This window comes from Crenalkalicoccus roseus (assembly GCF_004761865.1).
In the GTDB taxonomy this organism is placed as follows: Bacteria; Pseudomonadota; Alphaproteobacteria; order Acetobacterales; family Acetobacteraceae; genus Crenalkalicoccus; species Crenalkalicoccus roseus.
On the sequence record NZ_SJDM01000001.1, the window covers coordinates 92,353 to 106,005 of the forward strand.

General features: G+C 75.8%; 15 protein-coding genes. 6 read left to right on the forward strand and 9 right to left on the reverse strand.

Annotated elements, in window-relative coordinates; genetic code table 11:
- Positions 1 to 2: 2 nt before the first annotated feature.
- The 3 genes from ET526_RS00415 to ET526_RS00425 form a co-directional block, all read right to left on the reverse strand.
- Complete coding sequence (locus ET526_RS00415) at positions 3 to 335, reverse strand: YdhR family protein (RefSeq protein ID WP_135465679.1); 333 nt, start codon at positions 333 to 335, stop codon at positions 3 to 5.
- Positions 336 to 400: 65 nt separating this feature from the next.
- Positions 401 to 1,147: a DUF7168 domain-containing protein gene (locus ET526_RS00420; protein ID WP_135465680.1), complete on the reverse strand. Its 747-nt coding sequence runs from the start codon at positions 1,145 to 1,147 to the stop codon at positions 401 to 403.
- Positions 1,148 to 1,343: 196 nt separating this feature from the next.
- The gene (locus tag ET526_RS00425) at positions 1,344 to 1,787 is read right to left on the reverse strand and encodes an RrF2 family transcriptional regulator (protein WP_135465681.1); all 444 of its coding nucleotides are present in this window, start codon (positions 1,785 to 1,787) and stop codon (positions 1,344 to 1,346) included.
- 189 nt (positions 1,788 to 1,976) lie between these two features.
- On the opposite strand from ET526_RS00425, the gene ET526_RS00430 reads away from it, so the two are divergent.
- On the forward strand, positions 1,977 to 2,366 hold the full coding sequence (locus tag ET526_RS00430; protein ID WP_135465682.1) for a VOC family protein: 390 nt from the start codon (positions 1,977 to 1,979) through the stop codon (positions 2,364 to 2,366).
- A gap of 602 nt (positions 2,367 to 2,968) precedes the next feature.
- Here ET526_RS00430 and ET526_RS00435 read toward each other — a convergent pair.
- A complete protein-coding gene (locus tag ET526_RS00435) occupies positions 2,969 to 3,334 on the reverse strand; it encodes a hypothetical protein (protein WP_135465683.1) in 366 nt (121 codons plus the stop codon).
- Positions 3,335 to 3,503: 169 nt separating this feature from the next.
- Here ET526_RS00435 and ET526_RS00440 point away from each other — a divergent pair, with 169 nt between their 5' ends.
- Both ET526_RS00440 and ET526_RS00445 read left to right on the forward strand, forming a co-directional pair.
- Positions 3,504 to 4,634, forward strand: coding sequence for a CaiB/BaiF CoA transferase family protein (locus ET526_RS00440; RefSeq protein WP_135465684.1), 1,131 nt, complete (start codon positions 3,504 to 3,506; stop codon positions 4,632 to 4,634).
- 7 nt (positions 4,635 to 4,641) lie between these two features.
- The gene (locus ET526_RS00445; RefSeq protein WP_135465685.1) at positions 4,642 to 5,808 is read left to right on the forward strand and encodes an acetate/propionate family kinase; all 1,167 of its coding nucleotides are present in this window, start codon (positions 4,642 to 4,644) and stop codon (positions 5,806 to 5,808) included.
- Between the two features lie 96 nt (positions 5,809 to 5,904).
- On the opposite strand, the gene ET526_RS00450 is transcribed toward ET526_RS00445, so the two are convergent.
- From ET526_RS00450 to ET526_RS00460, 3 genes are all read right to left on the reverse strand, one after another.
- Positions 5,905 to 7,332, reverse strand: coding sequence for an MDR family MFS transporter (locus ET526_RS00450; protein ID WP_135465686.1), 1,428 nt, complete (start codon positions 7,330 to 7,332; stop codon positions 5,905 to 5,907).
- Between the two features lie 72 nt (positions 7,333 to 7,404).
- Positions 7,405 to 8,400: an NADPH:quinone oxidoreductase family protein gene (locus tag ET526_RS00455; protein ID WP_135465687.1), complete on the reverse strand. Its 996-nt coding sequence runs from the start codon at positions 8,398 to 8,400 to the stop codon at positions 7,405 to 7,407.
- Positions 8,397 to 9,362: a tripartite tricarboxylate transporter substrate binding protein gene (locus ET526_RS00460; protein ID WP_135465688.1), complete on the reverse strand. Its 966-nt coding sequence runs from the start codon at positions 9,360 to 9,362 to the stop codon at positions 8,397 to 8,399. Before ET526_RS00460 ends, ET526_RS00455 begins: the two co-directional genes overlap by 4 nt.
- Positions 9,363 to 9,431: 69 nt before the next feature.
- Between ET526_RS00460 and ET526_RS00465 the strand changes: the two genes are divergently transcribed.
- Both ET526_RS00465 and ET526_RS00470 read left to right on the forward strand, forming a co-directional pair.
- Entirely contained in the window at positions 9,432 to 10,568 is a 1,137-nt protein-coding gene (locus ET526_RS00465) for a CaiB/BaiF CoA transferase family protein (RefSeq protein ID WP_135465689.1), read from the forward strand.
- Positions 10,569 to 10,635: 67 nt separating this feature from the next.
- On the forward strand, positions 10,636 to 11,988 hold the full coding sequence (locus ET526_RS00470; protein WP_135465690.1) for a tetratricopeptide repeat protein: 1,353 nt from the start codon (positions 10,636 to 10,638) through the stop codon (positions 11,986 to 11,988).
- A gap of 141 nt (positions 11,989 to 12,129) precedes the next feature.
- On the opposite strand, the gene ET526_RS00475 is transcribed toward ET526_RS00470, so the two are convergent.
- Positions 12,130 to 12,702, reverse strand: coding sequence for a nucleoside 2-deoxyribosyltransferase (locus ET526_RS00475; protein ID WP_135465691.1), 573 nt, complete (start codon positions 12,700 to 12,702; stop codon positions 12,130 to 12,132).
- Positions 12,703 to 12,715: 13 nt separating this feature from the next.
- On the reverse strand, positions 12,716 to 12,922 hold the full coding sequence (locus ET526_RS00480) for a DUF6494 family protein (protein WP_135465692.1): 207 nt from the start codon (positions 12,920 to 12,922) through the stop codon (positions 12,716 to 12,718).
- 129 nt (positions 12,923 to 13,051) lie between these two features.
- Here ET526_RS00480 and ET526_RS00485 point away from each other — a divergent pair, with 129 nt between their 5' ends.
- Entirely contained in the window at positions 13,052 to 13,591 is a 540-nt protein-coding gene (locus ET526_RS00485; protein ID WP_135465693.1) for a gamma carbonic anhydrase family protein, read from the forward strand.
- The last annotated feature ends 62 nt before the right edge of the window (positions 13,592 to 13,653 follow it).

Sequence of the window (13,653 nt, forward strand, 5' to 3'; positions counted from 1 at the left end):
GGCTACTCCGCGGCGGCGCGGAGGTGCGGCAGCGGCGCCCGCGTGATGGCGCTCATCCGCTCGCGCACCTCGAAGACGCGGATCTGCACCTCGGACAGCTCGGGGTTGGCCTTCAGCCGCGCCACGATGGGGCCGTTGACGTAGGCCTCGGCGGCGGCGCGGTCCTCGAACAGGTAGAGGCCGCCGGCCAGGCGCTCCGCCTCGCCGTCCAGCCAGATCTTCCAGTGCAGGCCGGGGACGGAGAGGAATTGCGCCGCGCGCTCGTCGGTGTAGCGCGCCTCCCATTCCGCCTTCGGCATGTCGGGGCGGCGGTAGTTGATCTGCACGACGACCATGGCGGCTCTCCCTCCGGTGGGGCGGGAAGGGTGGGCCGGGCGGCCCGGCGCGGCAACCGGAATCGCTACCGCCGCGGCAGCCGCCCCGCGCCCGGTGCGGCGCCGACCGGACGCTCCAGCCGCACGCGCCCGCCCGCCTCCGCGCCCCGGCTCCAGGCGCTGCGGTCGCGGATGGTGGCGGTGGCGGAGACGGTGCGCAGCCGCAGGCCGAGGCCGCGGAACGCCTCCTCCACCTTGCGCTCCTTGGCCAGCACGAGCGCGGTGGAGGCGGCGCGGCCCATCGCCGCCGCCCGCCGCGCCGCCTGCGCCGCCGCCCGCTCCTCCGCCATCGCGTCGAGCCGCCGCGCCACGCGGTCGGCGAAGCCGTAGCGGAAGCTGCGCAGCACCGCCTGCGGCGGCAGGCGGGCGGCGGCATAGTGCGGGCCGCGGCGGTACTGCGCCTCCTCCCAGGCGAGGGCGCGGGCGATCACGTGCAGCAGGTACTCCGCCATCTGCACGTCGGGCTCGAGGCCGAACAGCACGAGGTCGTGGCGCCCGTCGGTCCAGCCGCGGCACTCGCAGAAGCGCAGCAGGGCGGGGAACAGCCAGCGCAGCGCCACCCGCCCCGGCCCGTGGGCGGGGATGCGGCGCTGCACGCAGGCCTCCTCGCGCAGCTCCACCTCGGACATGGAGAGGCCGTAGATGTCGAGCAGCTCGCCCACCTTGGCGGCGGCGGCCATCGCCTCGGCCTCGGAGCAGCCGCGCTCCACGGTCTTGGCGGCGAGGGCGCGGATGCGCGCCTTCACCCTGGAAAGCTCGGTCTGCTGGTCCATCCGGTGCCGAATCCCCTTCGTGGCGAGGCTGCGGGCCCGCCGCGGCGGCGGTCAAGGCCGCGTGCCGCCCCTGCCGGCGGCCGCCGCTTCGGGCCCCGTCGCGCCAGCCGCCCTACAGCGCGATCCGCCTGCGGATCAGGCGTCAGGATCCCGGCAGCCCTGCGCGCGGATATCTCCGGCGAGACCGCCGGCCGCATCAGTCCGCCTCCACCGCCTCCTCGGCCAGCGGCACCGCCGCGAGGTCGGCGATGCTGGTGCCGTCGAGGATCGCCGCGGTGGCATCCCGCACGCGCCGCATCACCAGGCGGATCGAGCAGGTGGCCGGGTCCGGGCAGTCGGCGCAGGGGCGGTAGGCGGAGAGGCTGGCGCAGGGGATCGGCGCCAGCGGCCCGTCCACCATGCGGATCACCTCGCCGACCCGCACCTCGCGCGCCGGCCGCGCCAGGCCGTAGCCGCCCGCCTTGCCGCGGGTGCTGGCGAGCACGCCGTGGCGGCGCAGCTCGAGCAGGATGGCCTCGAGGAATTTCTGCGGCGCGCGCGCCCGCTCGGCGATCTCGTGGATCGGCAGCGGCACGCGCGGGTCGGCCTCCGCCAGCACCGCCAGGGCCCGCAGCGCGTATTTCGCCTTCTGCGTCAGCATGGCCCCGAAGACCCTCCCGGTGGTGGCGGGATGCCGATTAGCTTGCTGGGGGCGCCGGCACAACGCCGCGGCGGCCGCCGGGAGCGCTCCCGCCCATCCTCCGCGGAGCGGCTTCACGCTTCCGGCCGGTTCCGGCCCTCCGCGATCCGCTCTAGGCTTTCCACCCCCAGGCAGCCGGGAGGAGAAGGCATGTCCCGTTTCGGCTTCGACCACATCCACCTGCGCAGCCCCGACCCGGAGGCGACCGCCGCCTGGTTCGAGCGCATGCTGGACGCGGAGGTGATCCGCAGCACGCAGGACGGCAAGCCGCGGATCGACCTCAGGCTCGGCGGCCAGAACGTCTTCATCGCCCAGGTCCCGGAGGATGGCAGCGTCGCCCCGCCGCCCTCCCCGCCGCATCAGGGGCTCGACCATTTCGGCCTGCGGGTGGACGACCTCGACGCGGTGGCGGCGGAGCTGAAGGCGAAGGGGGTCGCCTTCACCATGGAGCCGCGGCAGGCCCGGCCCGGCCTGCGCATCGCCTTCATCCGCGGCCCGCAGGGCATCTCGATCGAGCTGCTCGAGCGCCGGACCGCCTGATACGCCTCCGCTCCGCTGGAACCCGTATCGGGTGGTGTCCGGACCGGGTGGAAGCGGCCGGGAGGGAGGCGAGTTCGCCCTTCCACCGGCCGATGGTGCCGAGGCAGGCCCGGATGGGGCGCGGCTGTCGGTGGCGTTCCGGCGATCAGCCGCCATCCGGCGCGCTGCCGGGCAGCGGGCCCCGATCCGGGCGAGGAAGGCGACCATGCCGGGGCCGGCGCTCTGCGCGGCCCCGCGGGTGACGACCTCGCGCGCCGGCCAGCGTCACGCTCACCCGGCCGTGGCTGCCCGGCAGCACCGCCCGCCGCGCCCGATCCCCGCGCCCCGAGGCGGGGCGGTGGCGTCCACGAAGAGCCGCGGGCCGGCCGGGTCCGCCTCGGCGGCTGCCGTCGGCGGCGGCGTGCCCGCCACGACCCCCGGCGAACCGGCCCGGCCCCCTCGTCGCAAGAGTCCATGGGAGACGAGGTTTGCCGACGCTCCGGCTGCCCGGCGCATCGGGCGGCGCGGGCCGCGTTCCGGGATCCCCGGCGACGCGGCGCGGCATCATTTCGTCAAATGCGCGCCCCTCGCGCCCCGGCACCGGTCGGGGGGCGGACGGAGGGTCAGGCGCGGCTGCGGTGCTCGGCGCGGCGCAGCGCCGCGCAGAGGCGGGAGAAGCCGAGCCAGAACCCGCCATGGCCGGGAGCGGCCTCGCCCCCCGGCGGCTCGCCGCGGCGGAGCAGGCCGAGCCGCGCCTCGAACCGCCCGCGCATGTTCTCGAGGAAGGCGCCGGAAGCGGCGAGGTACTGCTCCAGCATCTCGGCCGCGACCTCGATCTCCACCGCCGCCTGGCCTTCCGCGGTGAAGCGCTTGAGGGCGCGGCTCTCCTGCGCGAGGGCGAGGTGCAGCCGGTGCAGCTCCGCCAGGTGGCGGGCGATGCGCAGCCGCGCCTCCCGCGCGCGTTCGGCGACCGGATCCTCCTGCGGCATGGCGGCGCCTCCCCGGATCATGCGCGTGTTCGGGCGAGGCGGGCGCGCCCCGCTCCGCCGCAGCATGGCCGGGGGAGGTGAACGGGCGGTTGACGCCCGCCGCGGCGCCTTGACCCGTGCGCGGCGCCCCGCCCACTCTCGCCCCGTCCAGGAAGGGGAAGGCCGGGCCATGCTGCCGCTCGAAGGCATCAAGGTGGTGGAGATCGCGCAGAACCTGGCCGGCCCCTACGCCGCCGAGATCCTCGGCATGCTCGGCGCCGAGGTGGTGAAGATCGAGCGGCCCGGGGGCGACGACGCGCGGGGCTGGGGCCCGCCCTTCGTGGACGGCGTCGCCACCTCCTTCCACGCCGTCAACCGCAACAAGCGCAGCGTGGCGCTGGACCTGAAGGACCCGAAGGCGGTCGCCTGGCTGCGGGAGTTCGTGCGCGGCGCCGACATCCTGGTGCAGAACATGCGCCCCGGCTCGCTCGACGCGCTGGGCCTCGGCGCCGGGGCGCTGCGCGCCCTCAACCCGCGCCTCATCTACTGCAACCTGCACGCCTTCGGCGCGCGCGGGCCGATGGCGCGGGCGCCGGGCTACGAGCCGATCGTGCAGGCCTTCGCCGGCATGTTCAGCGTCAACGGCACCGCCGACGGGCCGCCCTCCCGCGTCGGGATGCAGGTGCTCGACCTCGGCACCGGGGTGTGGGCGGCGCTCGGCTGCCTCGCCGCGCTGCAGCGCCGGCAGGCGACGGGCGAGGGCTGCGTGGTGGACACCTCGCTGCTGGAGACCGGGCTCGGCTGGATGGCGCAGCACATCGCCGGCTTCGGCGCCACCGGCCGCCAGCCGCCGCGCGACCGCACCGGCAACCCGAAGCTGATCGTGTTCCAGGCCTTCGACACGGCGGATGGCGAGATCGTGGTCGCCGCCGCCAACGACCGGCTGTTCGCCCGCTTCTGCGCCGTGCTCGGCCACCCGGAATGGGGCGCCGACCCGCGCTTCGGCACCAACCGGGACCGCATCGCCCACCGCGACCTCCTGGTGCCGATGCTGGCCGAGGCGATGCGCGCCCGCACCAGCGCCGAGTGGGAGGCGGCGCTGGAGGCGGCCGGCATCCCCTGCTCGCCGATCCACGACATCGCCGCGGCGACGGCGCACCCGCAGGTGCGGGCGCTCGGCATCCTGCAGCCGGTGCCGGGAGTCGCGCTGGAGGGGGTCGGCCTGCCCGTCAGCTTCGATGGCGCCCGCCCGCCGGTGCGCCGGGGCGCACCGGCCCTCGGCGAGGCCAATGCGGCGCTCGGCGCGCCGCCGCCGGGCTGAAGGCGGCATGGGCGCGGCGCCGCTGGTCGGCGTGGTGAACGCCGGCTCCTCCTCGCTGAAATTCGCCCTCTACGAGGGCGAGCGGCGGCTGCTCTCCGGGCAGGTGGAGGGGATCGGGACCCGGCCGGCGGCGCGGGCGCGGGATGCCGCCGGCGCGCCGCTCGACCCGCCGCTGCCCGACCCGCCGCCGGCGAACCCGGCCGAGGCGGCGGAGGCGCTGCTGCCCTGGCTGCGGCGGCACCTCGGCGGGCGGCCGCTCGCTGCGCTTGGCCATCGCGTGGTGCATGGCGGGCCGCGCCATGCGCGGCCGGTGCGGGTCACGCCTGCCCTGCTCGCCGAGCTGGAGGCGCTGGTGCCGCTCGCGCCGCTGCACGAGCCGCACAACCTGGCGCCGATCCGCGCCGTGCTGGCGCGCGACCCCGGCCTCGCGCAGGTCGCCTGCTTCGACACCGCCTTCCACCGCACCATGCCGGCGGTGGCGCAGGCCTTCGCCCTGCCGCACGCGATGTTCGAGGAGGGCATCCGCCGCTACGGCTTCCACGGCCTGTCCTACGAGTACATCGCCGCCGTCCTGCCGGAGCGCGCGCCGGCGCTGGCGCGCGGGCGGGTGGTGGCGCTGCACCTCGGCAACGGCGCCTCGGCCTGCGCGATGCGGGAGGGGGTCTCGGTCGCCACCACCATGGGCTTCACCGCGCTCGACGGGCTGCCCATGGGCACGCGCGCGGGGGAGCTGGACGCGGGGGTGGTGCTGCACCTCCTGCGGCAGAAGGGCATGGCGGCGGAGGCGGTGGAGGAGCTGCTCTACCGCCGCTCCGGCCTGCTCGGCCTGTCCGGCGTCTCCTCCGACGTGCGCGCCCTGCTGGCGAGCGCGGAGCCGCGCGCCGCCTTCGCGCTCGAGGTGTTCTGCGACCGCGCGGCGCGCGCCGTCGCCTCCCTCGCCGCGGCGCTGGGCGGGCTGGACGGGGTGGTGTTCACCGCCGGCATCGGGGAGAACGCGGCGCCGGTGCGCGCGGCGATCTGCCGGCGCTGCGCCTGGCTCGGCCTCGATCTGGACGAGGCGGCGAACGCCGCCCACGGCCCGCGCATCAGCGCCCCGGGCAGCCGCGTCGAGGCGCTGGTGATCCCGACCGACGAGGAGCGCATGATCGCCCGCCACACCCTGGCGCTGCTCTGATGCCGGTCCCGTTCCGGCGGACGCGCCCGAACGGGCGAGGAGGCTCGCAGGCAAGCCCGCCGGCACGGGCCGCGCGCCGCCGCCTGCGGGCGGCGCTCATCCCGCCACGCGGTGCCCGCTCACCGCCGCCCCCGTATCGGGCGGCAGGCGCGCGAAGAAGGGGGCGGAGGCGGCGACCAGCGCGCCTCCCACCAGGAAGCCCGCGGCGAAATCCCCGACCGAGAGCGCATGCCGCCCCGCGAGCGCCGCGCTCGCCTCCAGCGTCGCCGTCGCCAGCACCACGCCGAGCGCCGGGGAAAGCTGCTGCAGCGTGCCGAAGAAGCTGGTGGCGGCGGAGAGGCGCTGCTGCGGCACGTCGGCGAAGGCGAGCGTGTTCAGCGCCGTGAATTGCAGGCTGCGGAACAGCCCGCCCAGCGCCAGCACCGCGAAGATCGCGGGCAGCGGCCAGGCGGCGCTGAAGGCGGCGCAGACCGCGATGCTCGCCCCGGCCAGCAGCGCGCCGGCGGTGATGACGGTGCGGAAGCCGAAGCGGCGCAGGATCGGCCGCACGATCGGCTTCATCGCCAGCGCCCCGAGCGCGGTGGCGAAGGAGACCATGCCGGCCTCGGAGGCGCTGTGCCCGAACCCCACCTGCAGCAGCATCGGCACCAGGAAGGGGGTGACGCCGGCGCCGGTGCGGAACAGGCTGCCCACGATCGCCGCCTGGTGGAAGGAGGGGATGCGCAGCAGGGAGAAGTCCACCGCCGGCCGCCGCGCCCGCCGGCAGTGGCGCACCGCCGCCCAGCCCACGAGGAGGCCCGCCAGCAGCCCCGCCTCCGGCAGGCCTGCGGGCATCACGCCCCGCCCCACCGTCTCCAGCCCGAACATCAGCAGCGCCAGGGCGAGGCCGATCAGCAGCATCCCGGCGCGGTCCGGCGGGCCGGGGTCGGCGGGGGGCGCGGGCGGGATCTTCCACGCCACCAGCACCAGCCCCAGCGCGCCGATCGGCAGGTTGATCAGGAACACGCTGCGCCAGCCGAAGGCGTCGGTCAGGAAGCCCCCGAGCGGCGGGCCGCTGATCGGCCCGAGCAGCGCCGGCATGGTCAGCCAGGCCATGGCGGAGAGCATCTCCTCCTTGCGGACCTGGCGCAGCAGCAGGAGGCGCGCGACGGGGACCATCATCGCCCCGCCCAGGCCCTGCAGCACCCGCGCCCCCACCATCTCCGGCAGGCCGGTGGCACGGGCGCAGAGCAGGGAGGCGAGGGTGAAGAGGGTGATCGCGCCCATGAACACCCGCTTCGCCCCCAGCCGGTCCGCCACCCAGCCGGAGAGCGGGATGAACACGGTCAGCGCCACGAGGTAGGAGGTGATGGCGACGCCGAGCCGCGCCGGCTCCTCGCCGAGGTCGCGCGCCATCGCCGGCAGGGCGGTCATCACCGCCGAGCTGTCCAGGTTCTGCATGAACAGCGCGCTGGCGACGATGGCGGCGACGAGGCGGGGATCGGCGCGCGGCGGCGCGGGCGCGGCCCCGGTGGAGTCGGTCATGGGCGGGAAGGCTACGCCCGGGCCGGGCGGGCCGCCAGCCGCGCCTGCCGCGCGGCGGGGGTGCGGCCCGGATCAGGGCCGCAGCACCACCCGCCCCGCCGCCTGCCGCCCGCGCACCTCCGCCATCGCCTCGCGGAACCGCTCGATCGGGAAGGCGGCGTGGATCTCGGGGCGGATGGCCCCCTCCCCCCACCAGTGCAGGAGCTGGTCCCACAGCGCCCGCACGCGCGGGGCGTGGCGGTGGCGGTTGTCGCCTGGCGACCAGCCGACATAGGTGCCCCAGTTCAGCCCGGCGACGCCGATGTTCTTGAGCAGCAGCAGGTTCACCGCGAGCTGCGGGATGGCCCCGGCGGCGAAGCCGAGGGTGAGCAGCACCCCGCCATCGCCGAGGCAGCGCAGCCCCTCGTCGAAGGCGGCGCCGCCCAGCGTGTCCACCACCACGGCGACGCCCTCGCCGCCGGTGATCTCCTGCACCGCCTGGCGGAAGGGGAGCGCGCTGTCGAGCACCGCCTCGGCGCCGCGGGACTGCGGCAGGTGGTGCTTGGCGGCGCCGCAGCGGGCGATGACGCGGGCGCCGACCGCCTTCGCCACCTCCACCGCGGCGAGGCCCACCCCCCCGGCCGCGCCCTGCACCAGCACCCACTCCCCGCGCCCGAGCCGGGCGCGCCAGAGCAGGGCGGCGGCGGCGGTCGGGTAGCTGATGGGCAGCGCGATGGCGGGTTCGAGCGGCAGCCCGTCCGGCAGCGGGACGACGTGGATCGCGTCCACCACCGCCTCCTCGGCCATGGCGCCCCAGTCGAGCACGGCGAAGACCCGGGTGCCCGGGGGCGGCGGGTCCGCCACGTCGGGGGCGGATTCGATCACCGTGCCCACCGCCTCGGTGCCCGGCACGAAGGGCAGCGGCGGCTTGCGCTGGTACCTGCCCGCGACCACGAGCTGCACGGCGAAGCTGACGCCGGCCGCGGCGACGCGGATCCGCACCGTCCCCGGCCGCAGCGGCGGCGGGGGGATGTCCTTCAGCTCCAGCGCGTCGAAATCGCGCCAGGAGGCGCAGACCAGCGCCCTCATTGGCCGGCTCCGATGCCGGCCTCGCGGATGAGGCGGCCCCAGCGCTCGTGCTCGGCCTGGACGAAGGCGGCGAAGTGCCGGGGCGGGTCGGCGAGCGGCTGGGCGCCGAGCGCGGCCAGGCGCTCGCGCACCTCCGGCGCCTGCACGGCGAGCGCCACGGCACGCTGCATCGCCAGCACGATCTCGGGCGGGGTGCCGCCCGGCGCCCAGATGCCGTACCAGGTGGCGATCTCGTAGCCGGGCAGGCCCGCCTCGGCCATGGTCGGCAGGTCGGGGAAGGCGGGCTGGCGCTGCGCGGTGGTCACCGCCAGCGCGCGCAGCCGCCCGTCCCGCACCACGGCGGCGCTGCTCGACATGGAATCGAACATCACCTGGACGTTGCCCGCGATCAGGTCCGGCAGGGCGTGGCCGCTGCCGCGATAGGGCACATGCAGCATGTCCACCCCGGCCATGCGCTTGAACAGCTCCCCCGCGAGGTGCGGCGCGCCGCCCTGCGAGGAGGAGGCGTAGGAGAGCCGCCCCGGATTGGCCCTGGCATAGGCGATCAGCTCCTGCACCGAATGCACCGGCAGGCCGTTGGTCACCACCAGCATCAGGGGCACGGCGGCGATGGCGGTCACCGGCTCGAAATCGGCCAGCGGATCGTAGGGCAGGCGCTGCAGGTGCGGCACAATGACATGCGCCGAGGCGTTGACCAGGAAGGTCGCCCCGTCCGGCGCGGCGCGCGCCGCCGCCTCCGAGCCGATGGCGCCGGCGGCGCCGGTGCGGTTCTCGACCACGAAGGGCTGCGGCAGGTCCTCCCCGAGCCGCTGCGCGAGGACGCGGGCGAGGAGGTCGGTCGGTCCCCCCGGCGGATAGGGCACGATGAGGCGGACCGGCCGCTGCGGCCAGGCCGCGGCCCGCGCCGCCGCGGCCGGCGCGGCGGCGAGGCCTGCCATGACAAGGCGGCGCGTGATGCGCATGCCCGACATCCCTTCCCTAAGTTCCGGTTCCGGGCAGGATAGGGCCTGAACCTTGCGAGGGGAAACGCCATGGAGGACGCGCCGAGGCCCTATCGGGGCCTGTTCGTGCTGGATGCCAGCCAGGGGATCGCCGGCCCCTACTGCGCCACCCTGCTCGCCGCCTGCGGCGCCGACGTGGTGAAGATCGAGCCGCCGGCCGGCGACTGGTCCCGCGGCCTGTCCACGCGGCGGGAGGGGCAGAGCGTGATGCATGTCGCCTTCAACCGCGGCAAGCGCAGCGTCGTGCTCGACCTGCAGAACGAGAGGGGCCGCGCCGCCGCCGCCGCCCTCGCCGCCCGCGCCGACGTGATGCTGGAGGCCTTCCGCCCCGGCGTGGCGAGGCGCCTCGGCATCGTGCCGGAGGCGGGCAAGCCCGACGTGGTGTTCCTCTCCATCTCCGGCTTCGGCCAGCGCGGCCCCTATGCGGAGCGGCCCTGCACCGACGGCGTCGCCCAGGCCTTCACCGGCATGGTGGCGCTGAACGCCGGCATGGACGGGGTGCCGCACCGCACCGGCCCGATCATGGCGGTGGACGTGACCACGGGGCTTTCCGCCTTCATCGCCGTGCAGGCGGCGCTGGCCGAGCAGCAGCGGGACCGGCTGACCGGCGCGGCGCCGCGGCGGCGGGTGCTCGACGTGTCGCTGATGCACTCCGCCGCCGCGCTGATCGGCTTCAACATCGCCGAGCACGGGCTGGTCGGCGGCCCGCCGGGGGCGCTGAACGTGCCCTCCGGCACCTACCTCGCCGGCGACGGGCGCTGGGTGATGGTGGCGATGCTGCGCGACCCGGAATTCGCGCAGATGTGCCGGGTGCTGGACCTGCCGGACCTCTCCGCCGACCCGCGCTTCACCACCTACGCCGCCCGCGCCGAGCACCGCGACACGCTGCTGCCCCTCATCCGCGAGGCCTTCCTCAAGCAGCCCGCCGCGGAATGGGTGCGGCGCTTCCAGGCCGCGCGCATGCTGTGCGACCTGGTGAACGACCCCCTCTCCTACCTGGCGGACCCGCATGTGCGGGCGACGGGCTCGGCGGTGCCGCTGGAGCAGCCCGGCCTCGGCACCATGCCCTTTCCGGTCCTGCCCGGCCTCGGCCCCTGGAGCGTGAAGGCCCCCGCGCTCGGCGAGCACACGGCCGAGGTTCTGGCCGAGTTCGGCATCGAGGCGTGAGCGCCCCGCCGCGGTGGATCGCACCGCGGCGGGGCGGCATGATCGGGCAGGGAGAGGAGGAGGTTCCATGCCGCAGGATGCCCACGGCCACGCGCTCGGCACCGTCTCCGAGGAGGCGGCGCGCGGCTTCGACGCCGTCCTCGAGGGATACCTGAAATACCGCTTCGACACGCCGCTGCGCCTGAAGGCGCTGCTGCGGGCGGACCCGGAGTTCGGGCTTGCCCACGTGCTGGAGGGCTGCTTCGCCCTGCTCGCCTACCGGCAGTCGCACGTCGCGGCGGCGAGGGAGGCGGCGGAGGCGGCGCGGCGCCTGACCGCCGGCGCCACCGCGCGCGAGCAGGCCCACGCCGCGGCGCTCGCCGCCTGGGCGGAGGACGAGATGGACCGGGCGCTCGCCATCTGGGAGCAGATCCTGGCCGACCATCCCCGCGACATCCTGGCCTTCCGCCTGCACCATTTCTGCGCCTTCTGGCTCGGTCGGCCGGAGCAGATGCTGAAGGCGGTGGAGACCGTCCTGCCGCGCTGGGACGCCACCATGCCGCACTGGAGCAGCCTGCTCGCCTGCCGCAGCTTCGCCAACGAGGAGTGCGGCAACTACACGGTGGCCGAGGCGGCCGGCCGCGCCGCGATCGAGCATGATCCGGGCGAGCTCTGGGCGGTGCATGCCGTCGCGCATGTGCTGGAGATGCAGGGCCGCCGCGGCGAGGGCATCGCCTGGATCGAGGGGCTGAAGCCGCATTTCGAGGGCGGCAGCAACATCGTCCACCACATCTGGTGGCACCAGGCGATGTACCATCTGGAGCGGCGGGAATTCGCCCGCGTGCTGGCGCTCTACGACGAGGGGTTCCGCAACCTCGCCTCGCCGGTCACCCGGCAGCAGCCCGACCTCTACATCGACGTGCAGAACGCCGCCTCCATGCTGTTCCGCCTGCAGCGGCACGGCGTGGAGGTGGGCGACCGCTGGGTGGAACTCGCCGACAAGGCGGAGGCGCGGATCGGAGACTGCCGCAGCGCCTTCACCCTGCCGCACTGGATGATGGCGCTCTGCGCCACGGAGCGGTGGGAGGCGGCGCGGCGCATGATGGAGGCGATGCGCGACTGGGCGCGCGCCAATGGCGGCACCACGGCGCCGATCGTCGCCCGCTGCGCCCTGCCGGTTTGCGAGGCGGTGCTGCGCCACGCCAGGGGCGACCATGCCGGCGCGGTGCGGGCCATGCGCCCGGCGCTCGGGGTCATGCACGCGCTTGGCGGCAGCCACGCGCAGCAGGACGTGCTGGAGCAGCTCTTCCTCGACGCGGCGATGAAGGCGGGGCTTGCGGAGGATGCGCGCCTGCTGCTCGAGCGCGTCGCCGGGCGCCACCCGGTGCCGCCGGAGCGGCGCCTCGGCTATGCGGAGGCGGCGCGGCGCATCGTGCACTGAGGCTCGCCCGATCGGCGGCAGGCCGCCGCCGATCGGGCGCTGGAGCCGTTTCCGCTCGGTCATGAACGCGGAAACGGCTCCGGCCCATGTTTGCAGAGCAGAGTCACGCTCCCGGCTGTTTCCGGCCGTCCGCGATCTGCTCTAATCGGCCGCCGGGGCGAGGCCGAGCGTCCGGGCGGCGAGCGCGACGCAGCGCTCGAACACGTCGAGCGCGTCGAAGGGCCGGTCTCGCCCGTCGGGCGGCAGCACGAGCGGGTGCCCGCCCCCGTCGAGCACCGCCCCCGCGACCATCAGATTGTCCGGCAGGCCGAACCCCTCCACCGAGAGGTCCGGCACCGGGTCGGGAATGGCGGCGACCTGCCGGCGGCTGCGCTCGGCGAACAGGATGGCACTGTTCGAATAGCCGAAGACCGGCCTGCCGCGGCCGAGGAACCAGCCGAGCTCGACCAGCGTGCCGGCATCGGCGGAGGCGCCGCGGAAGGGCGTGAGGTTGGCGATGACGAGATCGCACTCCTCCATCATGGCGAGGTCCTTGCGGAAGATGGCGAGCCAGGCCTCCGCCTCCGCCATGCCGGCCAGGCTCGCGACGTCCTCGTTGAGCGGCGGGCGGCCGAGGATGCCGTGGCGGGCGCAGATCTCCACCTTGCGCCGCGCATGCGCGCGCGCCTCCGGCAGGAACACGTCGGGGCCGGCGAGGTAGGCGCGGGGCGGCATGGCGCCCGCCCGCTCAGCGGAGCGCGATCTCGTCCTCCACCTCGTGGCGCAGCCCGACACCCTCGAGGGTGAGCGTCACCCTGGCCTTCAGCGTCTCGTCGCCGCGCAGCCGCCCCTCCCGCATCGCCTCGCGCACCGCGTGCTCGATCTCACGCTGCGAGGTCACGCCGACCACCTTGAGGAATTTGCGCACCGACATGTTGAACCGGTCCTCGTCCATGGCGCCCTCCCGAGCCGCGTCCGCGGCCAGGATGCGCGCCCGCGGCCCGGAGGGGCAAGCGGCCCGTGGCGCCTGCCCGCCCGCGCCGCTACACCCTTGGCGGGGAAGGCCCGCGCAGGAGGGAACGCCATGCCGATCTACGCCCTGGACGAGCACCGCCCGACGCTGCCGGAGGCGGGGCACTTCTGGATCGCGCCCGATGCGCACGTGATCGGGATGGTGCGGCTCGGCCCCGATGTCGGCGTCTGGTTCGGCGCGGTGCTGCGCGGCGACAACGAGCTGCTCGACATCGGCGCGCGCGCCAACATCCAGGAGGGGGCGATGCTGCACGCCGACCCCGGCTTTCCCCTGTCCGTCGGGGAAGAGGTGACCGTCGGCCACCACGCGATCCTGCACGGCTGCACCATCGGGGCCGGCAGCCTGGTCGGGATGGGGGCGACGGTGCTGAACGGGGCGCGGATCGGCGCCTCCTGCCTGATCGGCGCCAACGCCCTGGTCACCGAGGGCAAGGCGTTCCCGGACCGCTCGCTGATCATCGGCGCCCCGGCCAAGGCGGTGCGCACCCTGGACGACGAGGCGGTGGAGGCGCTGCGGCGCTCCGCCCGCGCCTACGTGGCCAATTGGCGCCGCTTCGCCGCGGGGCTGCGGCGGCTCGACGCGGCGGGCTGACCCCGCCGCGCCCGCGCCATGGCCCGCCCCGGCGGGCCACGCCGCCGCCTTCCGGGCGGCCG